Source organism: uncultured Ralstonia sp. (assembly GCA_913056305.1).
In the GTDB taxonomy this organism is placed as follows: Bacteria; Pseudomonadota; Gammaproteobacteria; order Burkholderiales; family Burkholderiaceae; genus Ralstonia.
The window spans coordinates 1-25,487 of record CAJXMR010000007.1 but is presented as its reverse complement, the minus strand read 5'-3'; the positions used below and the strand labels follow the sequence as shown (position 1 = coordinate 25,487).

Below are 25,487 nucleotides of genomic sequence, written 5' to 3'. Positions count from 1 at the left end.
CAGGAGACGACCATGGCCACCACCGACACGCGTCACTTCGGCAGCTTCGCCGAGTTCTATCCGTTCTACCTGGGCGAGCATCAGAATCGCACCTGCCGACGCTTGCACTTTGCGGGGTCGACGCTGGCGCTGGTGTGCCTGATCCAGTTGGTCTTCACGGGCAGCCTGTGGTGGCTGCTCGGCGCGGCCGTGAGCGGCTATGCCTTTGCCTGGGTCGGGCACTTCGGTTTCGAGAAGAACCGCCCGGCCACCTTCCGCCACCCGCTCTACAGCCTGATGGGCGATTGGGTGATGTACCGCGATATCTGGGTCGGCAAGATTCCGTTCTAAGGCGAATCAGGCGCCGGTCGCTGCCATGCGTGCGGCACCCGGCACGGGCATGGAGGCCGCCTCGGCGGCGGCTTTCACACCATGCTCGCCCGAGGCGAAGATGGCTTCCAGCGTGCAGTCCAGCGCCGGGTTGTGCAGTTGGTCCCGCAGCAATTGCGTATCGCCGAGCTGGCGCGCAAAGGACGTGCGCGACAGCCGCGGCAGGTTCAGCACAAGCTTCTCGTACAGCGGCCGCAACGTGGTCGAATGTGCATCGCACAGCAGCGCCCAGTGCGACTGGCCGCGATCCTGCTGCAGCTTGCCAACCAGATGCAGGTGCTTGAGCTTGACCAGCAGGTCGGCCACGTAGTCCGCCTCCAGCCTCAGGCTCCGGCCGATGTCCAGCTCGCCGAGCGTACGCGGCGCATGCTCGCGCGCGCGGTACAGCAGTAACAGAATGCCCAACGCATCGAAGAACTCGCTGCCCGGGAATGAGCGGCGCTGCCAGTAGCCCTGGCGGATGATGGGCAGCGCCGACGCAATGGTCGCGCCGACCAGCGTCACCAGCCAACTCACATAGATCCACACCAGGAAGATCGGCAGCGCGGCAAAGGCGCCGTACACCGCCGTGTAGGTCGGGAAGCGCGCCACGTAATAGCCGAAGCCGCGCTTGGCGATTTCAAAGGCGATGGCAGCGACCAGACCGGCCACGAACGCGTCGCGCCACGCCACGTTGGTGTTGGGCACGAACACGTACAGCATGGCAAAGGCCACGGCCGACAGCAGGATCGGCACCACGCCCACCAGCACGCCCAGCCCGAACGGCAGCTTGTGCACATAGCCGGCCGAGATCGACACCAGATAGGAGCTGACCGACAGGCTCGCACCGATCAGCACCGGCCCGAACGAGACCAGCGCCCAGAACACCATCACCCGCTGCGCCATGGGCCGACGTTGCCGCACGCGCCAGATGGCGTTGAGCGCGTTCTCGACCGTGAGCATGGTCATGACCGAGGTCACGACCAGGCCGATCAGGCCGGCGGCGGTGAGCCCTTTAGCATTGCGCGAGAACTGGTTCAGGTAGGTCAGGATCGAGCGGCTGATGTTCTCCGGAACGAGGTTGCTGAACAGGTAGCTCTCGATGGCCGAGCGGAAGCTCTGGAACATCGGAAACGCCGTAAACAGCGCAAACGCCACCGTCAGGATCGGCACCAGCGACAGCACCGTGGTGAAGGTCAGGCTGCCGGCCACCTGCGGCAGGCCGTCGTCGCCCGCGCGCCGCGATGCGTAGCGCAGCAGCGCACGCAGCTTGGGCACATTCCATTGACGAAGCGCACGGGTGTCGATATGCATGAAGAACAAGGCGGGGAGCGGGTGAAACGAAGATGGGGGCCGCAACTATAATACCGCGACCCTTTTACCGCATTGTTATGAAAGATATCCTCGTCCTGTACTACAGCCGCCATGGCAGCACGCGGGCCTTGGCCGAAGCCATCGCACAGGGCATCGAGAGCGTGGACGGTGCGCAGGCGCGCGTGCGCACCGTGCCTGCCGTGTCGGCGGTGTGCGAAGCCACCCAGCCCGACGTGCCCGACAGCGGCCCGCCTTACGTGGAAGTGCGCGACCTAGAGGAATGCGTGGGGCTGGCGCTGGGCTCGCCCACGCGCTTCGGCAACATGGCCGCGCCGCTCAAATACTTCCTGGACGGCACCACCCCACAGTGGCTCTCTGGTGCACTGGCCGGCAAACCGGCCTGCGTGTTCACCTCCACCGGCAGCATGCACGGCGGGCAGGAAACCACGCTGCTGTCGATGATGATGCCGCTCCTGCACCACGGCATGGTCGTGCTGGGCCTGCCGTATCAGCAGAGTGAACTGATGTCGACCGATGCCGGCGGCACGCCGTATGGGCCGTCACATGTCGCGCATCGCGGCGACACCGCCCCGCTCACCGCCGCCGAACGCACCCTCGCCGTGGCGATGGGGCGTCGGCTGGCCCAGACCGCCCTCAAGCTCGCCGCATGACCTCCATCGACGCCCCGGTTCCGCATTCGCGCGCGCTGCACCTGCTCAGCGCCGGCAGCCTGATCGCGTTGATCGCCCTGTGCGCGGCATGGGAGCTGTGGCTCGCGCCGCTGCGCCCGGGTGGCTCGTGGCTGGCACTGAAAGCGCTGCTGCTCGCGTGGCCGCTGCCGGGCGTGCTGCGCCGGAACCGCTACACGATGCAGTGGGCGTCGATGTTCATCCTGCTGTTCTTTACCGAAGGCATCGTGCGCGCGACGTCTGATGCCAGCCTGTCGCGCTCGCTGGCCTGGGTGGAAGTCGCGCTCAGCCTGGTGTTCTTCTTCGCCACCATCTTCTACCTGCGTCCGTTCAAGCGTGCAGCCAAGGCGCGCGCCAAGCAGGACGCCTGACCTCCATCGCCATGACCCACGATGCGTTCCTGCAGGCCTGCGTTGATGCCATCGGCGCCGCTTATGTCGTCACCGCACCGGAAGACCAGGCGCCCTATCTGACGGATTGGCGCAAGCGCTTCACCGGCCGCGCGCGTGCCGTGCTGCGCCCGACCGATGCGGCGCAGGTCGCCGCGCTGGTCCGCCTGTGCGGAGAACACGGCGTGCCGATCGTCCCGCAAGGCGGCAACACCGGCCTGTGTGGCGGCGCCACGCCCGACATGGAAGGCAACGCGGTGGTGGTCTCCCTGCAGCGCATGCAACGCGTGCGCGCGGTCGATCCGATCAACAACACCATCACCGTCGATGCCGGCTGCATCCTGGCGAGCGTCCAGCAAGCCGCAGCGGCGTCCGACCGCCTCTTCCCGCTCAGCCTGGCCGCGGAAGGCAGCTGCACCATCGGCGGCAACCTGGCGACGAATGCCGGCGGCACGGCGGTCCTGCGCTACGGCAATGCACGCGAACTGTGCCTGGGCGTGGAAGCCGTGCTGCCCAACGGCGAGCTCTGGGACGGCCTGCGCGGCCTGCGCAAGGACAACACCGGCTACGACCTGCGCGACCTGCTGATCGGCGCGGAAGGCACGCTGGGCATCATCACCGGGGCGATGCTGAAGTTGTTTCCGCAGCCGCGCGCCAAGGTGACGGCGCTGGCGGCGCTGCAATCGCCGCGCCAGGCGCTGGCATTCCTGTCGCTTGCGCAGAGCCATGCGGGTACGCTGCTGACGGGCTTCGAGCTGATGTCGGCGTTCTGCCTGGAGCTGGTGCGCAAGCATTACCCGCAACTGCGCGTGCCGTTCGGGCAGACGTATGCGCAATACGTGCTATTGGAGCTCTCGGATCTGGAAAGCGAAGCGCACGCCCGCGCGCTGTTCGAAGCGCTGATGGAAGAGGCGCTCGCGCGCGGCGTGATCGAGGATGCGGCAGTGGCCGAGTCGGTCGCCCAGTCGCGCGACTTCTGGAACCTGCGCGAGCACATCCCGCTCGCCCAGGCCGACGAAGGCAAGAACATCAAGCACGACATCGCCGTGCCGATCTCGCGCATTGCAGACTTTATCGAGGTGACCGACCGCGCGCTGGCGGCGGCTTACCCCGATATCCGCATGGTCACCTTCGGGCACCTGGGCGACGGCAACCTGCACTACAACGTGTCACCGCCCGAGGGGCACGAGCACGAGGCATTCCTGACCCATCAGGACGGCATCAACCGCATCGTGCACGACAGCGTGCATGCGCACGGCGGATCGATCTCGGCCGAGCATGGCATCGGCCAGCTCAAGCGCGAAGACAATGCGCGCTACAAGAGCCCGGTGGAGCTGGCGGCCATGCGCGCGATCAAGCAGGCGCTTGACCCGCGCGGGCTGATGAATCCGGGGAAGGTGCTGTAACCTCAGCCGAAAAATCGGAAGGTGTAGTTCACCACCGCAAAGAGCACCGTTGCCCCCAGCAGCCACAGCAACAGACGCGGCACGCCGCTGGGCGGCAGGCGATGCTCGGACACATTGGAACGATCGCCGATGCGCCCGCTTTGGGCGTTGCGGATATAGGTAGACCGGGACGCCCCTGCCGGGCGTCGTGCGTAACGTGTGCTCATTTCAACTTCCCCTCATGGCCGTGGCTGACGCCCCGCCTGGCCCCCTGTCGCCGGCGAGATCGCTGCAGCGCAAGGCTGCCCAAACAAGACTCCCCTGATTTCCCGTCTGGTCGGAACCGCAAAGGCTTCCGTCACGCCCGTAGGCGCGCGTAGGCACGGCGTTCCGCGTCATAGCGCGGAATTTCGAGTTGAAACGTATTCTTATTTCACTACCCGACCGTCATGAAATGTAGCAAAAAATACCCCCGATGGGGGGTATCCATTTCGTAATGAAACTTTTGGGTGATGCGCCGGCGCGACGCTTTGGAGGGGGTCCGATTGCGGCCGGCGGCTCTGCCACCGCCAACCCGCTTCACACCGGGCTTGCCGGGCCAGGGCTGACACCGTTTCCGGCAACCCATCTGATAGAATCGCGGCCTCCCATCTGCGGGAGCCGCAATGCCGGCGCGCCTGCCAGGGCATCGCATTGCGCGCTGTCTGCCCATAGCTCAGTTGGATAGAGCATCGGCCTTCTAAGCCGACGGTCGGGGGTTCGAATCCCTCTGGGCAGGCCAACCACATCAAAGGGGGGCGCGATCTCCCATCGCTTGCCCGCCTGCACGTTGTCACTGCGTAGGCAACATCTCCGCATGTCGGTGCCACGCACATCCATCTGGACGCAGACACCTGCGCCGATGGAATTTGCCACAGCCGCCTCGTCGAAATGGCTGCCTAGGCTCCCGCTTATGGCGCACTTTCAACGCATGTGACGAAAAACCCTGCAAGCGGCAATCACTTGTCCGCACTGAAGTGCCGCGCTGGCGGGTCACATGTAAGGCCATGTTAGCGGGCTGGACGCTGCGCAGCGCGAACTCATAAGATCGTCCCACCCCGTTTGAGCCCGGGCGCCTTTGCTACCACAGCACACGGTTGCGCCTGCCTCGCCGTCCGGCGTCTGCTTGTGCGTGCAAATGCCCAGGCAGCTCCCCGCCATCTTCGTCAACTTGCTTTCAATAGCCTAGACAAGACCTCATACGATTCATTTCGTTAAATATTCCGAGCCGTATCAGGCGGCTTTCAAGGAGGAAATTTCAATGGAATTCATACGCCTCAGCGTTGTGTACGTTCACCTTATCGCGTGCTGCGTAGCGATTGGATTGGTGTTGACCAGTGATCTAGCGATCATCAGGCAACTCATTACCGGAGACTATGCAAGCCAACATGACGCGGACCACATCAGCTCCCTGCAATCCACGATTTCAAAAGCCTTGATTGTGCTGTGGATCACGGGTGCCGCACTGATCTGGATTGACGTCTCCGCCAAGGGCCTCTCGTATTTCGGCAATCCGAAAATTCAAGCCAAGATCGGCATGGTTGTGCTGCTCACGCTGAATGGTTTTGCATTGCATGCCGCAGTGATGCCCGCCTTGAAGCGCGTCGGTTCGCTGCTTGATCTGACGTTCAGTGCACGTATGTTGGCAATCTTCTCCGGCGCGGTCTCTGCCGTATCCTGGTTCTATGCCGCCATGCTGGGCGTCGGCCGGCCGCTGGCTTGGAAATACTCGTTGCTTCAATTGCTGGCTGCCTATCCCTTCCTCGTCGCAGGCGGATTTGCCATGATGGTGGTGCTGACCGCCCGGGCAAGAAACCGTGAAATGGACAGCACTGGAAGGTTCGAGAATATCCTGCAGTCGTCCCACTAAGTTGGTTTAACGCATAGGCAGAGCGCCCTACCGAGGGCGCTCTGCCTTTCGCTCGTGAAGCGGTTTCACACAGCTGTAAACGGCAATTTCATGAACGCGCCACGCCAGCGCGACATCAAGATATAGGCGCGCGAAGTCTTTGCGCCCAGGCACCACCCTCCTCTACGCGCCAGCCAACTCCGGCTCACAGCGCATTCAACGGAATCTTCAGATATCGCACCCCGTTCGGTTCAGCCGGCGGCAATGCACCCGCGCGGATGTTGACCTGGATGGACGGCAGCATCAGCGTCGGCATGCCAAGCGTGGCGTCGCGTCTGGTGCGCATCTGCACGAAATCGTCTTCGGTCACGCCATCGCGCACGTGGATGTTGGCACGACGCTGCTCGGCCACGGTGGTCTGGCAGGCGGCGTCGCGACCGGCCGGCGGGTAGTCGTGGCACATGTAGAGGTGCGTGTGGGACGGCAGGTCCAGCAGGCGCCGGATCGAGTGGTATAGCGTGCGCGCATCGCCGCCGGGGAAATCGCAGCGGGCGGTGCCGACGTCCGGCATGAACAGCGTGTCGCCCACGAACACCGCGTCACCCACCTGATAGGCCATGTCGGCCGGCGTGTGGCCGGGCACGGCCAGCGCGCGCGCTTCCAGCGTGCCGATGTGGAAGACCTCATCCGGCGCGAACAGGTGGTCAAACTGCGAGCCGTCGAGCCGGAACGATGGCTCCAGGTTGAAGATCGGTTTGAACACGCCCTGCACCACCTGGATGCGCTCGCCGATGGCGATCTTCCCGCCGAACCTGCCGCGCAGATACGGCGCCGCCGACAGGTGATCGGCATGCGCGTGGGTCTCCAGCAGCCATTCGACCTGCAGATGCTCGGTCTCGATGAAGGTGGCCACACGGTCCACCGATCGGGTGCACGTGCGGCCGGATTTGGGCTCGTAGTCGAGCACCGAGTCGATCACGGCGCACTTCGTGCCGGGCCCGGAGTGGACCACGTAGGTCATGGTGCACGTGTCGGGGTCGAAGAACGATTCGATCTGGGCTTGCATGGTCAGGCTTCCACAAACAATCTATATTTTTATAGAATATCCGTAGACATTCTGTCTGCCAATAGAGCGTTTCATCTGCCGCGCCCCATCATGTCCGAACCGACCACCGCCCCCGATCCGGCCGCCATTACCCCGCTGCCCGAGCACGCCATCGCCATGCTGCGCGATTCCGCTGCCCAGGCTTGCGCGGTGCTCAAGGCCATGGCCCACGAAGACCGCCTGTTGCTGCTGTGCCAGTTGACGCAGGGCGAGCGCAACGTCGGCGAACTCGAAGCGCTGGTGGGCCTGCACCAGCCCAGCCTGTCGCAACACCTGGGCGTGCTGCGCGACGAAGGCCTGGTCGCCACGCGCCGCGAAGGCAAGTACATCTATTACCGGCTGGCCAGCTTCGAGGTCATCCAGATCATGCAGACGTTGTCGTCGCTGTATTGCGGCAAGGTTCTCGCTCAATCTTAGAAGGTTAGAACGCCGCGCCCCCGCGGTCATTTTGTGTTGCGGTATGCCGCGCCTGCCTTGCGGCGCGTTGCCGTGGCAGCTTCCATCGAAGGACCGGCCGAATACCTTGGCCGACCAACAAGAGTCCAAACCGTCCAACATGCCCCTTGCATTCACCCCAACACCCGCCCCCGCCCTGCAGGCCGATGTGCTGATCATCGGCGGCGGTGCCGCCGGCATCGGCGTGGCGGCCAGCCTGCGCCGCCGCCGGCCGCAACTCGCCATCACGATCATTGAGCCGAGCGATGTGCACTACAACCAGCCGGCCTGGACGCTGGTCGGCGGCGGCGCGTTCGATGCCGAGGACACCGTGCGCCAGACTGACGCGTTGATCCCCGCCGGCGTGGAGCGCATCCGCGCGCGCGCCACGCACGTCGATGCGCACGCGCATCAGGTGGCGCTCGACGACGGCCGCGTGGTGCGCTACGGCCAATTGATCGTCTGCCCCGGCTTGCGCCTCGCATGGGAGCGCATCGAAGGCCTGGAGGCCGCGCTCGGCCAGCACGGCGTCACCTCCAACTACCGGTTCGATCTGGCGCCCTACACGTGGTCACTGGTGCGCAGCCTGCGTTCGGGGCGCGCGCTGTTTACGCAGCCGGCCATGCCGATCAAGTGCGCGGGTGCGCCGCAGAAGGCGATGTACTTGGCGTGCGACCACTGGCGCCGCACCGGCGTGCTCGACCGCATCGACGTCGAATTCAACCTGACGGGCACCGCGCTGTTCGGCGTCGAGGCCTTCGTGCCGCCGCTGATGCGCTATGTGGAGCGCTACCGCGCCAAGCTGGCGTTCGGCTCCACGCTGGTGGCCGTCGACGGGCAGGCGCGCACCGCGTGGTTCGAGAGCAAGAACGCGGCTGGCGAGGTCATCCGCACTGCCAAGCGCTTCGACATGCTGCACGTGGTGCCGCCGCAGGTTCCACCCGCCTTTATCGCCGACAGCGGCCTGGGCGATGCCGCCGGCTGGTGCGAGGTCGATCCGGCCACGCTGCAGCACGTGCGCCATGCCGACGTGTTCTCGCTCGGCGATGCGTGCTCGACGCCCAACGCCAAGACGGCCGCCGCCGTGCGCAAGCAGGCCTTGACGGTCGCCGAGAACCTGCTCGCCCACCGCGCCGGCCAGCCGCTGCCCACGCGCTACGACGGCTACGGCGGCTGCCCGCTGACGGTCGAACGCGGCAAGGTCGTGCTGGCTGAATTCGGCTACGGCGGCAAACTGCTGCCGACCTTCCCGCTGGTGCCGACGGTGGCGCGCAAATCGGCCTGGTGGCTGAAGACGACCGTGTTGCCGTGGGTCTACTGGAACGGGCTGCTCAAGGGCCGCGAATGGCTCGCGCGTCCGAGCGCGCCGCAGGAGCGCTGAACCATGACACCGCTCGAAATCGGCTGGCTGATCAGCGCGGGGCTGGGCTCGGTGGTGGGGTTGATCCTCGCGCTCACGGGGGCAGGCGGCGCCATCGTGGCGGTGCCGCTGCTGATCTTCGGGCTGCATCTGTCGGTGTCGCAGGCGGCGCCGGTGGCGTTGCTGGCGGTGGGCCTATCGGCGGGGCTGGGTTCGATGCTTGGACTGCGCGAGGGGCGGGTCCGCTACAAGGCGGCGGGGCTGATGGCGCTCTGCGGCATTGCGCTGTCGCCGCTTGGCATCTGGGTCTCGCACCGTGTGCCGAATACGCCGCTGACGCTGGTATTTGCGGCGGTGCTCGCCTATGTGGCGGTGCGGATGTTCCGGCAGGCACGCGGCGTCGCCAGCGCTGCGCCGGCTTCGATCGGTGCGGGGCCGCCCTGCCACCTCGATACCGTGCGCGGCAAACTGATCTGGACGCTGCCGTGCGCGCGGGCACTGTCGGCCTGGGGCGCGTTTGCCGGGTTTCTGTCGGGGTTGCTGGGCGTGGGCGGCGGCTTCATCTTCGTGCCGGCCTTGCGCCGCTCCACCGATCTGCCGATGCAGACCATTGTGGCCACCTCGCTGGCGGTGATCGCGCTGGTGTCGACCGGCGGCGTGGTCGCCTCGGCCATCGGCGGCCATGTCGATTGGCACATCGCTGCGCCGTTTGCCGGTGGTGCGCTGGCGGGCATGCTGGTCGGGCGGGGCTTCGCGCACCGACTGGCAGGGCCGGCCCTGCAGCAAGGCTTCGCTGTGTTTGCTGGCGTGGTGGCGATCGGGTTGATCGTGCGTACGCTGGCTTGAGCAATCGGCGCAGGCAAAGAAAAACGGCTTACGTTCATCACGTAAGCCGTTTTGCTTTCAAGCCAAATTCTGGTCGGGGCGACATGATTCGAACATGCGACCCTCTGATCCCAAATCAGATGCGCTACCAGGCTGCGCTACGCCCCGAGCCGGCGATTGTACCGCTTCTGTAACACGGCGGTCAAACTGGCGCAGCGCCGAGCACAATCATCACCGCCGGTGCGCATAACGCAGCCGCCCATTGGAATGCGATCCAGCGTCATGGCGCGGTGATATAAAGGATGCGAAGCCTCACCCCTCACCGACCCCATCTATGAACCTGATCCTGTGGCGCCACGCCGAAGCCGAAGACGTGGCCTCCCCGTTGCGCATCCAGCGCGCAACCGACCTGCAGCGTGAGCTGACCCCGCGCGGACACAAGCAAGCCGACAAGATGGCCGCATGGCTGCGCCCGCGCCTGCCCGAAGGCACACTCGTCCTCGCCAGCCCCGCCGTGCGCACGCAGCAGACCGCACGCGCCCTCACCGAGCAATTCCAGACCCTGCCTGCCCTCGCCCCGGGGGCGGACGTGAGCGAGATCCTCTCTGCGTTGGACTGGCCGTCGAACGCGAACCTGGTGCTGGTCGGCCACCAGCCTTGGATCGGCCGCCTGGCCAGCCTGCTGATCGCCGGCACGGAGATGGATTGGAGCGTGAAGAAGGCCGGCGTGTGGTGGTTGTCGCGGCGCGTGCGCGAAGACGAAGCGCAGACGGTGCTGCGCGCGGTGATGAATCCGGACATGCTCTGAACACGTGGCAAGCCGCGCCGTCATCGAATCGTTACCGAAATTTCATGTAACAGTCACGATTGACACGCTTTTGTCGCCGATCTGTCATGGAGCGTCTCTAGAATCGCCTCGAAATCCACCCTTGGGGATCCGAATGCGAGACCTGCCGACGCCCACCCAGCCGTTGATCGATGCACTGCCGAGCCTGAATCTGGCGAATCTCGGCCAGGCCAACTCACGGAGGGGTCTTCATCGCGGACCGGACGCTGTTCCGACGCGTGACAAGCCTGTTCTGGCCGTTTCGTGGGCGCGCCACCAGGATGAAGTAACCGAGGCGCAGCGCCTGCGCTACAAGGTCTTTGCCGAGGAAATGGGCGCCCGCCTCGCCTCGGCCCATGCTGAACTGGACGTCGACATGTTCGACGCCGTGTGCGATCACCTGATCGTGCGCGACCAGAAAACGCTGCGCGTGGTCGGCACCTACCGCGTGCTGCGCCCGGACGCCGCCAAGCAGATCGGCTGCCTGTATTCGGAATCGGAGTTCGACCTCGTGCGCCTGACGCACCTGCGCCCGAAGATGGTCGAACTGGGCCGCTCGTGCGTGCACCGTGACTACCGCTCGGGCAGCGTCATCATGGCGCTGTGGGCGGGCCTGGGTGAGTACATGCAGCGCTACGGCTTCGAATCGATGCTGGGCTGCGCGAGCGTGTCGATGGGCGACGGCGGCCACTTTGCTGCCAGCCTCTATCGCAGCTTCGTGGAAGACGGCTCGCTGGCCCCGATCGAGTACCACGCCTTCCCGCGCGTGGCCCTGCCGGTGGACGAGCTGAACCAGCACCTGGAAGTCGAGCCGCCCGCGCTGGTCAAGGGCTACCTGCGCCTGGGCGCCCGCATCTGCGGCGCCCCCGCCTGGGACCCCGACTTCAACGTCGCCGACTTCCTCACGCTGCTGCGCCTGTCGGATATCAACTCGCGTTACGCTCGCCACTTCCTGCGCGCGTGACGCGAAACCGCATCAAAGCAAAACGGCCCGGATCGCAAGACCGGGCCGTTTTGTTTGCATCGCCGCAGCGACACGCCTACACGTAGACCACCTTGTAACGGCGGCCGATGCGCTGCCACTCGTCGGCCTCCTGCGCGAGGCTGTACTCGACCAGCGGGTTTTGCTCGATCCAGCTCTTCGGCAGCTCCACCTCGAAGCCGCCTTCGTTGAGCTCACCTTCGCTGTGGCGCACGCGCAGACCCGGCAGCTGGATCGCACCACGCCGGCGGCACAGCACGAAGGCCAGGCGCAGGCTGAACAGCATCCTCCAATCCAGGAACTTGCCGCCGCCCGAAAGCTTGCCCAGCTTGCCCGCATGGCCGAGCAGCAGCGTCGCCAGGCGAGCCTGATCGGTCTTCGAGAAGCCCGGCATGTCGGCATGGCTGGCGATGTAGGCCGAATGCTTGTGATAGCCGCTATGCGAGATGCTCATGCCGATCTCATGCAGGCTCGCGGCCCAGCCGAGCAGCGCGAGGTTGTCGTCGCGGCGTTCATCGGGCGGATCGGGAAACTGTGCGAGCAGCGCCATTGCCGCATCGCGCACGCGGTGCGCCTGTGAGCGGTCGACGTTGTAGCGGCGCATGAACTGCTCGATCGTCACCGTGCGCATGTCCTCATGATGGCTGCGGCCGAGCAGGTCGTACAGCACGCCCAGGCGCAGCGCGCCGTCGGTCACGTCCATGCGATCGATATCGAGCTCGGCAAACACGCCGAGCATGATCGACAAGCCGCCCGGCAACACCGGGATGCGATCGGCCTTCAGGCCCGTGAGCTTCAGGCGGTTGGTGTTCTCGGCCTTGACCAGCGCGCGCTTGAGGCGCTCCAGCCCTTCACGCGTGATGCCGTGCTCGTTGCTCTTGTCGTTGAAGCCGTTGAGTTCGATCAACTCCGCCAGCGCACGCGCCGTGCCGGACGAGCCGACCGCCTGGTTCCACCCCGCCGTGCGGTAGTGCTGCACCAGCACCTGGATCTCACGACGCGCGGCCAGCTCGGCCTGCTTCATCGCGTAATCGTCGACGTTGCCATTGGGGAAGAAATGGCGGCTGTGCGAAACGCAGCCGATGTAGAGCGACTCCATCAGCTTGGGCTTGTAGCCGTTGCCGATGATGAACTCGGTCGAACCACCGCCGATGTCGACCACGAGCCGGTTGCCCTGGCACGCGGGCGCGTCATGCGATGCACCAAGATAGATCAGGCGCGCCTCTTCGCGGCCCGCAATCACCTCGATGGGGAAACCGAGCGCGGCCTCCGCCTCGATCAGGAACTCCTGCGCGTTCTTGGCCACACGCAGCGTGTTGGTGGCCACCGCGCGCACGTGATCCGGCGAAAAATCGCGCAGCCGGTCGCCGAAGCGGCGCAGCGCATCGACACCACGACGGCGCGCGGGCTGGTCCAGGTATTTATCTTGCGTAAGCCCTGCTGCCAGGCGTACCGGTTCGCGCAGTGCGTCCACCTGGAAGATCTGGCTGCTGCTGTTGCCGCTCGCGGTGACGGTTTCGTCAACGCGGCCGATCATCAGCCGGAAGCTGTTGGAACCCATATCGACAGCAGCCAGCAGACGGGGGGTGGCGTTCATGTATGAAATGCGGAATAAGACGCGGGGGGATTGCTGTTCTTTACGTTGGGCAACAAAATATGTCTTTATTGTGTCCCGAACGTGACAATTTTAATGTGTCACAAGTTTGACACCAGACTATGAAAAAGTGGCCGGACCGTCATTTGCAAGAAATTACCATGTCGACATTGCCGACCGGCGACCTGCTCAATCGAGAAGTCGGCATTCTCGAGTTCAATGCACGCGTGCTCGCGCAGGCCGCCGATCCGGCCGTTCCGCTCATGGAACGGCTCAAGTTCATCTGCATCGTATCGAGCAATCTGGATGAGTTCTTCGAGATCCGCATCGCAGGGTTGAAGGAACAGATGCGCGACAACCCTTCGGCCATCACGCCCGATGGCTTGTCGGTCCAGCAGGCATTCAGCATGGTGACCGGGCGGGTGCGGCAGCTTGTGGCGCAACAGTATGCCATGCTGCAGGACGAGATCCTGCCGCTGCTCGAGAAGGAAGGCGTGTTCTTCCACATGACCACCAACTGGAATGACGCCCAGCGCGCGTGGTGCCGTGGCTTCTTCCAGCGCGAGCTGGTGCCGATCCTGACGCCGATGGCACTGGACCCGGCGCACCCCTTCCCGCGCGTGCTCAACAAGAGCCTGAACTTCATCATCGAGCTTTCGGGCAAGGATGCGTTCGGCCGCGAGGCGGAGTTGGCCATCGTGCAGGCGCCGCGCGCCCTGCCCCGCCTGGTGCAGATGCCACCGGAGCTGTCGGGGTACCCGTACGGCTTTGTGCTGCTGTCGTCGTTCATGCAGGGTTTTGTGCACGAGCTGTTTCCGCAGATCGACGTGCACGGCTGCTACCAGTTCCGCGTCACGCGCAACTCCGACCTGTTCGTGTCGGAAGACGAAATCACCGACCTGCGCGAGGCGCTGCAGGGCGAACTGTCGACGCGTCACTTTGGTGACGCGGTCCGGCTGGAGATCGCGCACGATACGTCGCCGGCCCTGGCGCGCCGGCTGCTCGAAGAGTTTGGCCTGACCGAAGCCGACTGCTATCGCGTGCAGGGGCCGGTGAACCTGGTGCGCCTGCTGCAGGTGCCCGACCTGGTCGACCGGCCGGTGCTGAAATATCCGCCGCACACGCCCGCTGCGGTCAAGGCCATCAGCGCCAGCGCCAACGTTTTCGATGCGATTCGCCAGGGCGACATCCTGCTGCACCATCCGTACGAGAGCTTCACGCCCGTGCTGGAGCTGTTGCAGCAGGCCGCGCGCGATCCTGACGTGGTCGCCATCAAGCAGACCGTATACCGCACCGGCAATGAGTCGCCGGTGATGGAAGCGCTGATCAAGGCCGCGCGCAACGGCAAGGAAGTGACCGTGGTGGTCGAGCTGCTGGCGCGCTTTGACGAAGAAACGAACATCAACTGGGCCGACCAGTTGGAATCGGCCGGCGCACACGTGGTGTACGGCGTGGTCGGCCACAAGTGCCACGCCAAGATGCTGCTGGTGGTGCGCCGCGAGGCAACGGGTGGCAAGAGCAAGACCGTCAGCCTGCGCCGCTATGCACACCTGGGCACCGGCAACTATCACCCCAAGACCGCCCGCCTCTACACCGATTTCGGCCTGATGACGACCAACGAGCAGATCTGCGAAGACGTGCACCACGTGTTCCAGCTGCTGACCGGCACCGGCGCGCAGGTCAAGCTGCACCACCTGTGGCACTCGCCGTTCACCATGCACGCCAACCTGATCGAGCACATCCGCGCCGAGGCGCGCGCGGCACGCGGCGGCCGGCGTGCGCGCATCATCGGCAAGATGAATGCGCTGCTCGAGCCGACCATCATCGAGGAGCTGTACAAGGCCTCGCGCGCCGGCGTGAAGATCGACCTGATCGTGCGCGGCGTGTGCGCGCTCAAGCCGGGCGTGCCGGGGCTGTCGGAGAACATCAGCGTGCGCTCGATCGTCGGACGCTTCCTGGAGCACCACCGCGTCTACTACTTCCATGCTGGCGGCGAAGAAGTCGTCTACCTGTCGAGCGCCGACTGGATGGACCGCAACCTGTTCCGCCGCGTGGAGGTGGCCTTCCCGGTGCTCGACCGCAAGCTCAAGGCGCGCGTCATCAAGGAGAGCCTGCAGGTGCATCTGCGCGACAACACCTCGGCCTGGGTGATGCAGGACGATGGTTCGTACACGCGGCGCCAGACCCGCGCCAAGCACGTGCGCGTGAGCCAGATGGATCTGCTGAACCACTTCTCGCCGCAAGCCGCGGCAGCGGCGGAGACAGCCGCCGCGGTGGCAGCGGCAACCGCGGCAGAAGCCACGGCCAAACTTGCAGCGGAGATCCAGGCGGGCTGACCACGCCTGACTCGGAAAACAAAAAGCGCACGCTCCCTGGCGTGCGCTTTTTGTTTGGGCGACGCCGATCAGGCTGCGCGTTCGACGTCGGAAACGGGTGCGCTGCGCACGACCGTGCGCTCGGGCGGGAAGCTCGCGCTGAAGGTGCTGCCCTTGCCGCGCTCGCTCGTCACCTGCAGCTCTGCGCCATGTCGCGACAGCACGTGCTTGACGATGGCCAGCCCCAGCCCGGTGCCGCCGGTGTCACGCGAACGGCTGCGGTCGACGCGATAGAAACGCTCGGTCAGGCGCGGAATGTGCTCGGGCGCGATGCCGATGCCGGTATCGGTCACGGAGAACACGCCGTGACCGTCCTTCACGCTCCAGTCCAGGCTGATCCTGCCGCCATCGGGGGTGTAGCGCACCGCATTGGACGCCAGGTTGCTGAATGCCGACAGCAACTCCAGCTCCGCCCCGCACACGCTCACCGCCGCATCGCACGTCATGCTGACCGTGTGACGGCCGGCCGAGAGCGCCTCGATATCGTGCTGGAGCTGCAGCATCATGCGCTGCATCGGCACCGGCGTGACCGACGGCGGCTCGGAGTTGCCCTCGAGCGTGGCCAGCGCCAGCAGGTCTTCCACCAGATGCTGCATGCGCATGGCCTGTACGTGCATCATGTCCAGGTAGCGCTTCTTGTCTTCCTCGGGCAGCGGGAGGTCGCGCACGGTCTCCAGAAAGCCCGAGAGCACCGTCAGCGGCGTCTTCAGCTCATGCGAGACGTTGGCGACGAAGTCGCGGCGCATCGCCTCGGTGTTCTCCAGCTTGGTGATGTCCTGCGACACCAGCAGTTTGCGGTCCTCGCCATATGGCAGGACTTGGGCGGAGACGATGCTTTGCTTGTGGGGGCCCACGTCATGCATGGTGAGCGGCTCCTCGAACTCGCCGCGCGCCAGGTAGCGCACGAACTCCGGTCGGCGGATCAGGTGGGTAATGCGTTGGCGCAGGTCACGCTTGGCGGACAGGCCGAAGTGTTCTTCAGCGACGGCGTTGCACCATTCGATCTGGTCTTCGGCGTCGAGCATCAGCACGCCGTTGGGAGACGCCTGGATGGCCTGGATGAAGCGGCTGTGCTGCTGCTCGACCTGGAGCACCTGGGTGCGCCAGCCCTTCATCAGCCGGTGCAGGCGGTAGTAGACCTCGCCCCACAGGCCAAGCGCGCTGGGGATCTCGCCATAGGCCGGCGAGTCGAGCACGCGCCACAGACGTTGGATCTGGTAGACGTAATACAGCAGCAACGCCAGCAGCATCGCGCTGAACACGGCCAGCGCAACGACGTGGTTGGCGAAGGCATACAGCACCCCAGCGACTCCCCCCATGAGGGCGAGCGTGAAGGCAAAGCGGGTCCAGAAGACATTCATAAGGGCATTCTAAGCGCTGGACCTGCGGGGGCGGAACAGGCCCCGCAATGACGGACGCGGGGTGTGCCTAACGAATCGATACGGCGATGCCGGGTTACTGGCCAGGGTTGCGCGCCAGGCGGTAGCCGCTGCCGCGCACGGTTTCGATCATGTTGCTGTAGCCGCCTGGGGCGAGCGCGGCGCGCAGGCGCTTGATGTGCACGTCGACGGTGCGCTCTTCGACGAATACGTGGTCGCCCCACACCTGGTCGAGCAGCTGCGAACGGCTATGCACGCGCTCCGGATGCGTCATCAGGAAGTGCAGCAGGCGAAACTCGGTCGGGCCCAGGTCCAGCTTGATCGGGTTTTCTGCTTCGGTCGACAGCGCAGTCACGCGGTGCGTGGCCGGGTCCAGCTTGAGGCCGTTGATGGCGACCACATCGTCGGTCAGCTGCGGCGCACGGCGACGCAGCACGGCCTTGATGCGAGCCAGCAATTCCTTGGGCGAGAACGGCTTGGTGACGTAATCGTCGGCGCCGCTGTCCAGGCCCATGATCTTGTCCTGCTCTTCGCTGCGGGCGGTCAGCATGATGATCGGGATCTGGCGCGTGCGCTCGTTGGCGCGCAGCTCCTTGGCGAACATCACGCCCGACTTGCCGGGCAGCATCCAGTCCAGCAGGACGAGGTCGGGCAGCACATCGCTCATCAGCGAAAGTGCTTGTTCAGCGTTGTAGGCGCGAATCGGGTAGTGACCCGCGTGCTGCAGGTTGACGGCGATCAGCTCGGCGATCGCCGGCTCGTCTTCCACTACCAGAATGCTGCTCGGCATGCTCACGTCTCCAGTCCTTGCTGGTTATTCGCCGAGAATCTCGCGCTCCAGCGCCTCGCGCGAAGCGTGCCGGACGTCGGTTCCCTTGACGATGTAGATGATGAATTCAGCGATGTTCTTGGCGTGGTCGCCGATCCGCTCGATGGCCTTGGCAATGAAGAGCAGGTCCAGCGCCACCGAGATGGTGCGCGGGTTCTCCATCATGTAGGTGATCAGCTCGCGCATGAAGCCGCGGAATTCCTCGTCGATGGCCTTGTCTTCCTTCAGGATCGACACGGCTTCAACGGTGTCCAGGCGGGCGAACGCGTCCAGCGCATGGCGCAGGATGGTGGCGGCCATCTCGCCCGAGCGCTTCACGTCGGCGTAGTTGAGCGAGTGGGCCAGCGGATCCTGCATGAGCCGCTTGGTGCGCTTGGCGATCTTCTCGGCCTCGTCGCCGGCGCGCTCCAGGTTGGTGATCGTCTTCGAGATCGCCATCACCAGACGCAGGTCACGCGCGGTCGGCTGGCGGCGCGCGATGATGTTGTTGCAGTCGCCGTCGATCTCGATTTCCAGCGCGTTGACTTCCAGCTCCACGGCCAGTACCTGGTCGCACAGCTCGGCGTCGAAGTTGGCCAGCGCGCGCATGGCACGCGCGATCTGCGCTTCCACCAGGCCGCCCATCTGCAGCACCTTGGTGCTGATCGAGGTCAGGTCGGTATCGAATTGCGTCGACAGATGTTTATCGGACATCGCTTTCTCCTTGTCGCTTCAGTGCGTTGCGCCAATCAGCCGAAGCGGCCGGTAATGTAGTCTTCCGTCTCTTTGCGGCGGGGCTTGATGAAGATCTTTTCGGTCTCGCCGAATTCGATCAGATCGCCCAGGTACATGTAGGCGGTGTAGTCGGAACAGCGCGCCGCCTGTTGCATGTTATGCGTGACGATGACAACCGTGTAATCGTCCTTCAGCTCGGCGATCAGCTCTTCGATCTTGCCGGTGGAAATCGGGTCCAGCGCGGAGCACGGCTCGTCCAGCAGCAGCACTTCCGGACGGATGGCGATGCCGCGCGCGATGCACAGACGCTGCTGCTGACCGCCCGACAGGCCGTAGCCAGACTGGTTGAGCTTGTCCTTCACTTCGCCCCACAGCGCCGCCTTGGTCAGCGCCCATTCCACCCGGTCGTCCATCTCGGAGCGCGACAGGCGCTCGAACAGCTTCACGCCAAACGCGATGTTGTCGTAGATCGACATCGGGAACGGCGTCGGCTTCTGGAACACCATGCCCACCTTGGCGCGCAGCAGGGCGATGTCCATGTTCGACGTCAGCAGGTTCTCGCCGTCCATGTTGATCGCACCTTCAGCGCGCTGCTCGGGGTACAGCGCGTACATCTTGTTGAAGGTGCGCAGCAGCGTCGACTTGCCGCAGCCCGACGGGCCGATGAAGGCCGTCACCTGCTTCTCCGGAATCTGCAGCGTGATGTTCTTCAGCGCGTGGAACTTGCCGTAGTAGAAGTTCAGATCGCGCACATCGATCTTCGGGCTTTGCACGCGGATGTCGAGAGACGTAGCAGTCATGATCATTTTCTGGTGAACAAGGCACGCGCGAGGACATTCAGCCCCAGCACACCCAGCGTAATTAGGAAGACGCCGGCCCAAGCCAATTGCTGCAGATGGGTATCCGGCTGCATCGCAAACTTGAAGATCACGGTTGGCAACGTGGCGATCGGCTGATTCAGATCCAGGCTCCAGAACTGGTTGTTCAGCGCGGTGAAGAGCAGCGGTGCGGTCTCGCCGGCAATGCGCGCGATGGCCAGCAGCACACCGGTGATCACACCCGCATACGAGGCTTTGAGCGTGATCGACAGCACCATCTTCCACTTGGGCGTGCCGAGTGCCATGGCCGCTTCACGCATCGCGTTGGGCACCAGGTTCAGCATGTTCTCGGTGGTGCGCACCACGATCGGAATCTGCAGCAGCGCCAGCGCAACCACACCCGCGACGCCCGAGAAGTGCTGCACGCGGGCCACCACGATGGCGTAGACGAACAGGCCGATCACGATGGACGGCGCCGACAGCAGGATGTCGTTGATGAAGCGCGTGGTGCTCGCGAGCGGCGAGGTCTTGCCGTACTCGGCCAAGTAGATGCCGGCCAGGATGCCCAGCGGCGTGCCGATCAGCGTGGCCAGGCCCACCAGCAGGAACGAGCCGGCAATGGCGTTAGCCAGACCGCCCCCCGGCGTGTTCGCAGGCGGCGTCATCTCTGTGAAGAGCGACAGCGACAGACCGCCGATGCCCAGCGTGAGCGTGGTCCACAGGATCCACGCCAGCCACACCAGGCCGAAGCCCATGGCGGCGAGCGACAGCGTCAGCGCAAGGCGGTTGACGTTGCGGCGACGAGCCTGCAGGCGCGATTTGGTCTGTTCGGAATCGGCGCGGACGGCAGGAATCGATTGCGTACGCATGGTATTAGGTCTCATGGCGTCGGGCGACTGACGTTGGTTCACTTTTGACCCTCACCCTTCTGCAGGCGCAGCAGCAACAGCTTGGATGCAGCCAGCACGAAGAACGTGATGACGAACAGGATCAGGCCCAGCTCCATCAGCGCGGCGGTATGCAGGCCCTGCCCGGCTTCGGCAAATTCGTTTGCCAGCGCAGACGTAATGCTGTTGCCCGGCGAGAACAGCGACACGTCCGAGAGCAGGTTGGTGTTGCCGATCACGAAGGTGACGGCCATGGTCTCGCCCAGCGCGCGGCCCAGGCCCAGCATCACACCACCGACCACACCGGCCTTGGTGTATGGCAGCACCACGTTCCACATCACTTCCCACGTCGTGCAGCCCACGCCGTAGGCGGATTCCTTGAGCAGCGTCGGCGTGATCTCGAACACGTCGCGCATCACCGCCGAGATGTACGGGATGATCATGATCGCCAGGATCACCCCGGCGCACAGCAGGCCGATGCCGATCGGCGCGCCCTGGAACAGCGCGCCCACGAACGGGATCTTGCCGATGGTCGCGGCCAGCGGCTTTTGAAAGTATTCACCGAAGATCGGCGCAAACACGAGCAAGCCCCACATGCCGTAGACGATGGACGGCACGGCAGCGAGCAGCTCGATGGCGGTACCAAGCGGTCGGCGCAGCCAGGCCGGCGACAGCTCAGTGAGAAACAGGGCAATGCCAAAGCTGACCGGCACCGCAATGATGAGTGCGATCAGCGAGGTGACCAGCGTGCCGTAGATCGGCACCAGGGCACCGAATATATCGGCGGGCGGATCCCACTCCGAATTCCACAGGAACGACAGGCCGAACTTCTGGAGCGAGGGCCAGGCGCTGATGATCAGCGAGACGATGATGCCGCCCAGCAGCAGGAGCGTGACGATTGCAGCAAAGCGGGTCAGACCGCCGAACAGCAAGTCGCCAGTGCGGCTTGGGGCGCGAACGCCGGAGGAATCGGAAAGCGTGGCCATAGGGAAACCAGTCAGCCGTCGAGTCAGTCTTCAAAAAGCGCGGGCGGCCTGATCCAGGATCCGCCGCCCGCACCTGCATCAAGCGACGATCAGTTGTAGATCGCCTTGCCCGATGCATCCTTCACGTTCGACTTCCAGGTCGCGCGGATCTGGTTCAGCACCGGATCCGGCAGCGGCACGTAGTCCAGGTTGCTGGCGTCCTTGCCGCCGTTCTTGTAGGCCCAGTCGAAGAACTTCAGGACTTCGGTGCCTTGCACCGGCTTTTCCTGGGTCTTGTGCAGCAGGATGAAGGTGGCGCCGGCGATCGGCCATGCGTCCTTGCCCGGCTGGTTGGTCAGGATCTGGTAGAACGATTTGTTCCAGTCGGCACCGGCAGCGGCGGCCTTGAAGGCTTCGCTGGTCGGCTGCACCACGGCACCCGAAGCGTTCTGCAGATTGATGTGGGTCATGTGGTTCTGCTTGGCGTAGGCGTACTCGACGTAGCCGATCGCGCCGCCCAGACGCTGCACGAATGCAGCCACGCCTTCGTTGCCCTTGCCGCCCGTGCCGGTCGGCCAGTTCACGGTCGTGCCTTCACCAACCTTGCCCTTCCACTCGGCGTTCACCTTCGACAGGTAGTTCGTGAAGATGAAGGACGTGCCCGAACCGTCAGCACGGCGCACCACCAGGATGTCCTGGTCCGGCAGCTTGGCCTTCGGGTTCAGCTTGGCGATGGCCGGGTCGTTCCACTTCTTGACCTTGCCCAGGTAGATGTCGCCCAGCACTTGGCCGTTCAGCATCAGCTCGCCAGCCTTCACGCCCGGCAGGTTGATCACCGGCACCACGCCGCCGATCACGGTCGGGAACTGCATCAGGCCGCCCTTGCTCAGTTCGTCGTCCTTCAGCGGCATGTCCGATGCGCCGAAGTCGACGGTCTTGGCGGTGATCTGCTTGATGCCACCCGACGAGCCGATACCTTGGTAGTTCACCTTGGTGCCGGTAGCCTTCTGATAGGCGTCGGCCCACTTGTTGTAGACGGGTGCCGGGAAGGTCGCGCCAGCGCCGGTGATGTCGGCTGCAAACGCAACACCAGCGATAGCCAGCGAAACAACGCCCGCGATCGCGGTCTTGACCAGTTTCATGTGTCCTCCAGAGGAGCGGTTGAGCGATGACAAATTTTTGACACCCGAACTTTAGGTCTCGAAGATGACAGTTCCGTGACAACACAAAAACTTCTTCTAGCGCACTCAGGACGCCATAATGTCGGCTGTTATGCACAAAAAAAGCGGCGTTTCCGCCGCTTTGTTACGCATCAGCCGCCAACCCTACTGGATCGTGGCGGCAAGCCGTTCGGCATGTCGCGCAGCGAGCTCGGCATCCTGTGCCTCAACCATCACACGCACCACCGGCTCCGTCCCCGACGGGCGGATCAGCACGCGCCCCTTGCCGTCGAGTTCCGCCTCGCTCACCTTGAGCGCAGCCTGCAGGCCGGCATGCGACTTCCAGTCGAAGCCCTTCGCCACCCGCACGTTGATCAGCTTTTGCGGGAACAGGTGCACGCCGTCCAGCATCTGCTCCAGCGTCTGGCCGCTGCGGCGCAGTGCCGCCAGCACCTGCAGCGCCGAGATGATGCCGTCACCGGTGCTGTGCTTGTCCAGGCACAGCAGGTGGCCCGAGCCCTCGCCGCCCAGCAGCCAGCCCTTCTTCTTGAGCTCTTCCAGCACGTAGCGGTCACCGACCTTGGCGCGCACGAAGTCGACGCCCTGTGCCTTGAGGGCCAGCTCCACCGCGAGGTTGGTCATCAGCGTACCGACAGCGCCCTGGACCGTCTGGCCGGCCGCGCGGCGCGCTTGCACCATCACGTAGAGCAGCTCGTCGCCGTTGTAGAGGCGGCCGTTTTTGTCGACCACCTGCAGGCGGTCGGCATCGCCATCGAAGGCCAGGCCGATGTCGGCGTTGTGCTCGCGGGTCGCCTCAACCAGCTTGGCGGGCGCGGTGGCGCCGTAGCCGTCGTTGATGTTGCGACCGTTCGGCTGGTTGCCGATCGAAATCACATCGGCGCCCAGTTCGTGGAAGACGTGAGGCGCGATGTGATAGGCCGCGCCGTGCGCGCTGTCCAGCACGATCTTCATGTCGAACAGGTTCAGGTCGCTCGGGAACGTGCTCTTGCAGAACTCGATGTAGCGGCCGGCGGCATCGTCGATGCGGCGGGCACGGCCCAGTGCGTCGGAGGCCGCGTACACCATCGGCTTTTCCAGCTCGGCCTCGATCTGCAACTCGGTTTGGTCCGGCAGCTTGTCGCCAGTGGCGGAGAAGAACTTGATGCCGTTGTCGTGGTACGGGTTGTGCGAAGCCGAAATCACCACGCCGGCGGACAGGCGCAGCGCGCGCGTGAGGTACGCCACGCCGGGGGTCGGCAACGGACCACTCATCAACACATCGACGCCGGCGGCGGTAAAGCCCGCCTCGAGCGCGGCTTCCAGCATGTAGCCCGACAGGCGCGTGTCCTTGCCGATCAGCACGGTCGGGCGGCCATGCCCGTGCGCCTCGCCGCCATGCGCCAGCACGCGGCCCGCCGCATAGCCGAGCCGCAGCACGAAGTCCGGGGTGATCGGGCTCTCGCCCACACGGCCACGGATGCCGTCGGTGCCGAAATACTTCCTGGACATTACGTGTCTCTCCTGAAGAGGATGGTCTTCCGTTTGTAAAGCGCCGGCCGCAGCCGGACAATCATCTGTTTGCTTGACCCTGATCGCGCAAGGCCGGCACGGGCGTCAGGCGAGCGGCGGATCGACGCGCTCATGGCACATCGCCCACCAGAGCTGGATGGCCTCGACGGTCGGCTGCACATCATGCACCCGCACGATGAAGGCGCCCCGCTCCGCCGCCAGCAACGCTGCCGCCACGCTCGCCGTGACACGCTCGGCCGGCGGCTTGCCGCCCAGCACCGCGCCCAGCGTCGATTTGCGCGACAGCCCCACCAGCAGCGGCAGCCCAATCCGCTCGAAGCACTCCAGGCGGTTGAGCATGGTGAGATTGTGATCCGGCGTCTTGCCGAAGCCAAATCCTGGGTCCAGCGAAATCCGTTCGGCCGCGACGCCTGCCGCCAGCAACGCTTCGGCCTGCGCCCGCAGGAACGCTTCCACTTCCGACATCAGGTCGGTGTAGCTGGGCGCCTCCTGCATGGTTTCCGGGTCGCGCTGCATGTGCATCACGCACAGGCCAGCATCGCCCTTGGTCACCGCCTCGATCGCACCGGGGCGACGGAAGCCCCAGATGTCGTTGATCAGGTCAGCACCTGCCTCAAGCGAGGCGCGCATCACCTCGGGCTTGTAGGTGTCGATGGAGAGCGGCTGACCGCACTCGCGCAGCGCCTCGACGATCGGCATGACGCGGTCCAGCTCTGCCTGCAGGCTCAGCGGCTCGGCACCCGGCCGGCTCGACTCGCCGCCAATGTCGATGATGTCGACGCCCTCGGCGATCAGCAGCTCGGCATGGCGCAGCGCGGCGTCGCGCGTGGCATGCTGGCCGCCATCGGAAAACGAATCGGGCGTGACGTTGAGGATACCCATCACCAGCGGGCGCCGGTCACGTGCGTAGCGAAAGCGGCCGCACTGAAAGTGCGTCGTGGTCGGAATGGAAGCAGACAAGGTACGTAAATCCGAATGCAGCGCCCGAAGCATGCCAGAAAATGGCGCCAACAAAAAAGCCGGTGCGCGTGCACCGGCTCTCCTGCGTCGTCCTCGCGGACGACCCCATCATTCAAGCATCAGGCCGTGGCGGGCACATTGCCCGGCGTCACGCCAGCCGGCGTGCCACCGTTGGGCGGCGTGCTGCCACCACCGCTCGAACCGTAGCGCGGCGGACGCGGCGGCTTGCCGTCCATGATGTCGTTGACCTGGTCGGCATCGATGGTTTCCCACTCGAGCAGCGCGGCGGTCATCGCCTCGACCTTGTCGCGATTCTCTTCCAGCAGGCCCTTGGCCAGCGTGTATTGCTCGTCGACGATGCGGCGGATTTCCGCATCGACCTTCTGCTGCGTGGCTTCGGACACCGTCTTCGACGCCATGCGGCCGAAGAAACCGTCCTGTTCGGTATCGACGTAGACCATGGTGCCGAGCGAATCGCTCATGCCGTAGCGCGTCACCATGTCGCGGGCCATCTTGGTGGCGCGCTCGAAGTCATTGGAAGCACCGGTGCTCATCGCACCCAGGAACACCTCTTCCGCAGCACGGCCGCCGAACAGGATGGCGATCTCTTCGAGCATCGTGTCCTTGTAGGCGTAGTGCTTGTCATGCTCCGGCAGCTGCCAGGTCAGGCCACCGGCCCAGCCGCGCGGCATGATCGTGACCTTGTGCACCGGGTCGGCCTTCGGCAGCA

24 protein-coding genes, 2 tRNA genes and 1 pseudogene are annotated in these 25,487 nt (G+C 64.8%); 12 read left to right on the top strand and 15 right to left on the bottom strand.

The features are described 5' to 3' along the window. The first annotated feature begins 12 nt into the window (after nucleotides 1-12). Complete coding sequence (locus QZ609_RS02375) at nucleotides 13-330, top strand: Mpo1-like protein (RefSeq protein WP_295490558.1); 318 nt, start codon at nucleotides 13-15, stop codon at nucleotides 328-330. 6 nt (nucleotides 331-336) lie between these two features. Here the strand turns inward: QZ609_RS02375 and QZ609_RS02370 are convergent, their stop codons facing one another. Next, on the bottom strand, nucleotides 337-1,662 hold the full coding sequence (locus QZ609_RS02370) for a YihY family inner membrane protein (RefSeq protein ID WP_295490554.1): 1,326 nt from the start codon (nucleotides 1,660-1,662) through the stop codon (nucleotides 337-339). Between the two features lie 77 nt (nucleotides 1,663-1,739). Between QZ609_RS02370 and wrbA the strand changes: the two genes are divergently transcribed. The 3 genes from wrbA to QZ609_RS02355 are packed head-to-tail and all read left to right on the top strand — an operon-like array spanning nucleotide 1,740 to nucleotide 4,146. Continuing rightward, nucleotides 1,740-2,333 carry an NAD(P)H:quinone oxidoreductase gene (wrbA, locus tag QZ609_RS02365; protein ID WP_295490551.1) on the top strand — a complete coding sequence of 198 codons (594 nt, stop codon included), beginning with the start codon at nucleotides 1,740-1,742 and terminating at the stop codon, nucleotides 2,331-2,333. Beyond that, nucleotides 2,330-2,722, top strand: coding sequence for a DUF2069 domain-containing protein (locus QZ609_RS02360; RefSeq protein WP_295490548.1), 393 nt, complete (start codon nucleotides 2,330-2,332; stop codon nucleotides 2,720-2,722). The genes wrbA and QZ609_RS02360 overlap by 4 nt, the downstream gene beginning before the upstream one ends. An 11-nt stretch (nucleotides 2,723-2,733) precedes the next feature. Continuing rightward, nucleotides 2,734-4,146 (top strand): FAD-binding oxidoreductase, encoded by a 1,413-nt coding sequence (locus QZ609_RS02355; protein ID WP_295490545.1) that lies wholly within the window; start codon nucleotides 2,734-2,736, stop codon nucleotides 4,144-4,146. Between the two features lie 2 nt (nucleotides 4,147-4,148). On the opposite strand, the gene QZ609_RS02350 is transcribed toward QZ609_RS02355, so the two are convergent. Beyond that, nucleotides 4,149-4,352 (bottom strand): hypothetical protein, encoded by a 204-nt coding sequence (locus tag QZ609_RS02350; protein ID WP_295490543.1) that lies wholly within the window; start codon nucleotides 4,350-4,352, stop codon nucleotides 4,149-4,151. A gap of 477 nt (nucleotides 4,353-4,829) precedes the next feature. Between QZ609_RS02350 and QZ609_RS02345 the strand changes: the two genes are divergently transcribed. Continuing rightward, nucleotides 4,830-4,906: transfer RNA gene (locus QZ609_RS02345), tRNA-Arg, on the top strand. Nucleotides 4,907-5,425: 519 nt separating this feature from the next. Continuing rightward, nucleotides 5,426-6,034 (top strand): hypothetical protein, encoded by a 609-nt coding sequence (locus tag QZ609_RS02340; RefSeq protein WP_295490541.1) that lies wholly within the window; start codon nucleotides 5,426-5,428, stop codon nucleotides 6,032-6,034. Nucleotides 6,035-6,218: 184 nt separating this feature from the next. Here QZ609_RS02340 and QZ609_RS02335 read toward each other — a convergent pair whose 3' ends face one another. Continuing rightward, entirely contained in the window at nucleotides 6,219-7,079 is an 861-nt protein-coding gene (locus tag QZ609_RS02335) for an MBL fold metallo-hydrolase (RefSeq protein ID WP_295490538.1), read from the bottom strand. Between the two features lie 90 nt (nucleotides 7,080-7,169). Between QZ609_RS02335 and QZ609_RS02330 the strand changes: the two genes are divergently transcribed. The 3 genes from QZ609_RS02330 (at nucleotide 7,170) to QZ609_RS02320 (ending at nucleotide 9,759) form a co-directional block, all read left to right on the top strand. Further along, nucleotides 7,170-7,535 (top strand): metalloregulator ArsR/SmtB family transcription factor, encoded by a 366-nt coding sequence (locus QZ609_RS02330; protein WP_295490536.1) that lies wholly within the window; start codon nucleotides 7,170-7,172, stop codon nucleotides 7,533-7,535. Between the two features lie 139 nt (nucleotides 7,536-7,674). After that, nucleotides 7,675-8,934, top strand: coding sequence for an FAD/NAD(P)-binding oxidoreductase (locus QZ609_RS02325; protein ID WP_295490533.1), 1,260 nt, complete (start codon nucleotides 7,675-7,677; stop codon nucleotides 8,932-8,934). Nucleotides 8,935-8,937: 3 nt separating this feature from the next. Beyond that, complete coding sequence (locus tag QZ609_RS02320; RefSeq protein WP_295490530.1) at nucleotides 8,938-9,759, top strand: sulfite exporter TauE/SafE family protein; 822 nt, start codon at nucleotides 8,938-8,940, stop codon at nucleotides 9,757-9,759. A gap of 70 nt (nucleotides 9,760-9,829) precedes the next feature. Here QZ609_RS02320 and QZ609_RS02315 read toward each other — a convergent pair. Then, nucleotides 9,830-9,906, bottom strand: a tRNA-Pro gene (locus QZ609_RS02315). Nucleotides 9,907-10,072: 166 nt separating this feature from the next. Here QZ609_RS02315 and sixA point away from each other — a divergent pair. Both sixA and QZ609_RS02305 read left to right on the top strand, forming a co-directional pair. Then, nucleotides 10,073-10,546: a phosphohistidine phosphatase SixA gene (gene sixA / locus QZ609_RS02310; protein WP_295490527.1), complete on the top strand. Its 474-nt coding sequence runs from the start codon at nucleotides 10,073-10,075 to the stop codon at nucleotides 10,544-10,546. Nucleotides 10,547-10,679: 133 nt separating this feature from the next. Next, nucleotides 10,680-11,528 (top strand): GNAT family N-acetyltransferase, encoded by an 849-nt coding sequence (locus QZ609_RS02305; RefSeq protein ID WP_295490524.1) that lies wholly within the window; start codon nucleotides 10,680-10,682, stop codon nucleotides 11,526-11,528. A 76-nt stretch (nucleotides 11,529-11,604) separates the two neighbouring features. Here the strand turns inward: QZ609_RS02305 and ppx are convergent, their stop codons facing one another. After that, nucleotides 11,605-13,143: an exopolyphosphatase gene (gene ppx, locus QZ609_RS02300; RefSeq protein WP_295490521.1), complete on the bottom strand. Its 1,539-nt coding sequence runs from the start codon at nucleotides 13,141-13,143 to the stop codon at nucleotides 11,605-11,607. Between the two features lie 158 nt (nucleotides 13,144-13,301). Between ppx and ppk1 the strand changes: the two genes are divergently transcribed. Beyond that, nucleotides 13,302-15,476: a polyphosphate kinase 1 gene (ppk1, locus tag QZ609_RS02295; RefSeq protein ID WP_295490518.1), complete on the top strand. Its 2,175-nt coding sequence runs from the start codon at nucleotides 13,302-13,304 to the stop codon at nucleotides 15,474-15,476. A gap of 68 nt (nucleotides 15,477-15,544) precedes the next feature. Here ppk1 and phoR read toward each other — a convergent pair whose 3' ends face one another. From phoR to QZ609_RS02245, 10 genes and pseudogenes are all read right to left on the bottom strand, one after another. Beyond that, nucleotides 15,545-16,876 carry a phosphate regulon sensor histidine kinase PhoR gene (gene phoR / locus QZ609_RS02290; protein WP_295490515.1) on the bottom strand — a complete coding sequence of 444 codons (1,332 nt, stop codon included), beginning with the start codon at nucleotides 16,874-16,876 and terminating at the stop codon, nucleotides 15,545-15,547. A 94-nt stretch (nucleotides 16,877-16,970) separates the two neighbouring features. Further along, nucleotides 16,971-17,684: a phosphate regulon transcriptional regulator PhoB gene (gene phoB / locus QZ609_RS02285; protein WP_295490512.1), complete on the bottom strand. Its 714-nt coding sequence runs from the start codon at nucleotides 17,682-17,684 to the stop codon at nucleotides 16,971-16,973. Between the two features lie 24 nt (nucleotides 17,685-17,708). Next, nucleotides 17,709-18,416, bottom strand: a complete 708-nt coding sequence (gene phoU, locus QZ609_RS02280) for a phosphate signaling complex protein PhoU (protein ID WP_295490510.1) — start codon at nucleotides 18,414-18,416, stop codon at nucleotides 17,709-17,711. A 35-nt stretch (nucleotides 18,417-18,451) separates the two neighbouring features. Continuing rightward, nucleotides 18,452-19,243 (bottom strand): phosphate ABC transporter ATP-binding protein PstB, encoded by a 792-nt coding sequence (gene pstB / locus QZ609_RS02275; protein ID WP_295490507.1) that lies wholly within the window; start codon nucleotides 19,241-19,243, stop codon nucleotides 18,452-18,454. Continuing rightward, nucleotides 19,240-20,124 (bottom strand): phosphate ABC transporter permease PstA, encoded by an 885-nt coding sequence (gene pstA, locus QZ609_RS02270; protein ID WP_295490504.1) that lies wholly within the window; start codon nucleotides 20,122-20,124, stop codon nucleotides 19,240-19,242. The genes pstB and pstA overlap by 4 nt, the downstream gene beginning before the upstream one ends. Before the next feature lie 38 nt (nucleotides 20,125-20,162). Continuing rightward, nucleotides 20,163-21,128 carry a phosphate ABC transporter permease PstC gene (gene pstC / locus QZ609_RS02265; protein ID WP_295490500.1) on the bottom strand — a complete coding sequence of 322 codons (966 nt, stop codon included), beginning with the start codon at nucleotides 21,126-21,128 and terminating at the stop codon, nucleotides 20,163-20,165. A gap of 89 nt (nucleotides 21,129-21,217) precedes the next feature. Further along, nucleotides 21,218-22,249: a phosphate ABC transporter substrate-binding protein PstS gene (gene pstS / locus QZ609_RS02260; RefSeq protein WP_295490498.1), complete on the bottom strand. Its 1,032-nt coding sequence runs from the start codon at nucleotides 22,247-22,249 to the stop codon at nucleotides 21,218-21,220. 183 nt (nucleotides 22,250-22,432) lie between these two features. Then, the gene (glmM, locus tag QZ609_RS02255) at nucleotides 22,433-23,776 is read right to left on the bottom strand and encodes a phosphoglucosamine mutase (protein ID WP_295490495.1); all 1,344 of its coding nucleotides are present in this window, start codon (nucleotides 23,774-23,776) and stop codon (nucleotides 22,433-22,435) included. Nucleotides 23,777-23,881: 105 nt separating this feature from the next. Further along, entirely contained in the window at nucleotides 23,882-24,745 is an 864-nt protein-coding gene (gene folP / locus QZ609_RS02250; RefSeq protein WP_295490673.1) for a dihydropteroate synthase, read from the bottom strand. A 131-nt stretch (nucleotides 24,746-24,876) separates the two neighbouring features. After that, nucleotides 24,877-25,487 (bottom strand): annotated as a pseudogene (locus QZ609_RS02245) (cell division protein FtsH); the annotation flags it as partial.

Excerpts from the sequence above, each read along its gene's own strand:
- QZ609_RS02370 (WP_295490554.1), bottom strand. The coding sequence starts at position 1,662 with ATGCATATCGACACCCGTGCGCTTCGTCAATGGAATGTGCCCAAGCTG.
- ppk1 (WP_295490518.1), top strand. The coding sequence starts at position 13,302 with ATGTCGACATTGCCGACCGGCGACCTGCTCAATCGAGAAGTCGGCATT.
- pstS (WP_295490498.1), bottom strand. The coding sequence starts at position 22,249 with ATGAAACTGGTCAAGACCGCGATCGCGGGCGTTGTTTCGCTGGCTATC.
- QZ609_RS02355 (WP_295490545.1), top strand. The coding sequence starts at position 2,734 with ATGACCCACGATGCGTTCCTGCAGGCCTGCGTTGATGCCATCGGCGCC.
- wrbA (WP_295490551.1), top strand. The coding sequence starts at position 1,740 with ATGAAAGATATCCTCGTCCTGTACTACAGCCGCCATGGCAGCACGCGG.
- QZ609_RS02360 (WP_295490548.1), top strand. The coding sequence starts at position 2,330 with ATGACCTCCATCGACGCCCCGGTTCCGCATTCGCGCGCGCTGCACCTG.
- QZ609_RS02375 (WP_295490558.1), top strand. The coding sequence starts at position 13 with ATGGCCACCACCGACACGCGTCACTTCGGCAGCTTCGCCGAGTTCTAT.
- pstA (WP_295490504.1), bottom strand. The coding sequence starts at position 20,124 with ATGCGTACGCAATCGATTCCTGCCGTCCGCGCCGATTCCGAACAGACC.
- QZ609_RS02335 (WP_295490538.1), bottom strand. The coding sequence starts at position 7,079 with ATGCAAGCCCAGATCGAATCGTTCTTCGACCCCGACACGTGCACCATG.
- ppx (WP_295490521.1), bottom strand. The coding sequence starts at position 13,143 with ATGAACGCCACCCCCCGTCTGCTGGCTGCTGTCGATATGGGTTCCAAC.
- glmM (WP_295490495.1), bottom strand. The coding sequence starts at position 23,776 with ATGTCCAGGAAGTATTTCGGCACCGACGGCATCCGTGGCCGTGTGGGC.
- phoR (WP_295490515.1), bottom strand. The coding sequence starts at position 16,876 with ATGAATGTCTTCTGGACCCGCTTTGCCTTCACGCTCGCCCTCATGGGG.
- QZ609_RS02340 (WP_295490541.1), top strand. The coding sequence starts at position 5,426 with ATGGAATTCATACGCCTCAGCGTTGTGTACGTTCACCTTATCGCGTGC.
- QZ609_RS02305 (WP_295490524.1), top strand. The coding sequence starts at position 10,680 with ATGCGAGACCTGCCGACGCCCACCCAGCCGTTGATCGATGCACTGCCG.
- QZ609_RS02330 (WP_295490536.1), top strand. The coding sequence starts at position 7,170 with ATGTCCGAACCGACCACCGCCCCCGATCCGGCCGCCATTACCCCGCTG.
- pstB (WP_295490507.1), bottom strand. The coding sequence starts at position 19,243 with ATGATCATGACTGCTACGTCTCTCGACATCCGCGTGCAAAGCCCGAAG.
- phoB (WP_295490512.1), bottom strand. The coding sequence starts at position 17,684 with ATGCCGAGCAGCATTCTGGTAGTGGAAGACGAGCCGGCGATCGCCGAG.
- QZ609_RS02350 (WP_295490543.1), bottom strand. The coding sequence starts at position 4,352 with ATGAGCACACGTTACGCACGACGCCCGGCAGGGGCGTCCCGGTCTACC.
- sixA (WP_295490527.1), top strand. The coding sequence starts at position 10,073 with ATGAACCTGATCCTGTGGCGCCACGCCGAAGCCGAAGACGTGGCCTCC.
- QZ609_RS02325 (WP_295490533.1), top strand. The coding sequence starts at position 7,675 with ATGCCCCTTGCATTCACCCCAACACCCGCCCCCGCCCTGCAGGCCGAT.
- QZ609_RS02320 (WP_295490530.1), top strand. The coding sequence starts at position 8,938 with ATGACACCGCTCGAAATCGGCTGGCTGATCAGCGCGGGGCTGGGCTCG.
- pstC (WP_295490500.1), bottom strand. The coding sequence starts at position 21,128 with ATGGCCACGCTTTCCGATTCCTCCGGCGTTCGCGCCCCAAGCCGCACT.
- phoU (WP_295490510.1), bottom strand. The coding sequence starts at position 18,416 with ATGTCCGATAAACATCTGTCGACGCAATTCGATACCGACCTGACCTCG.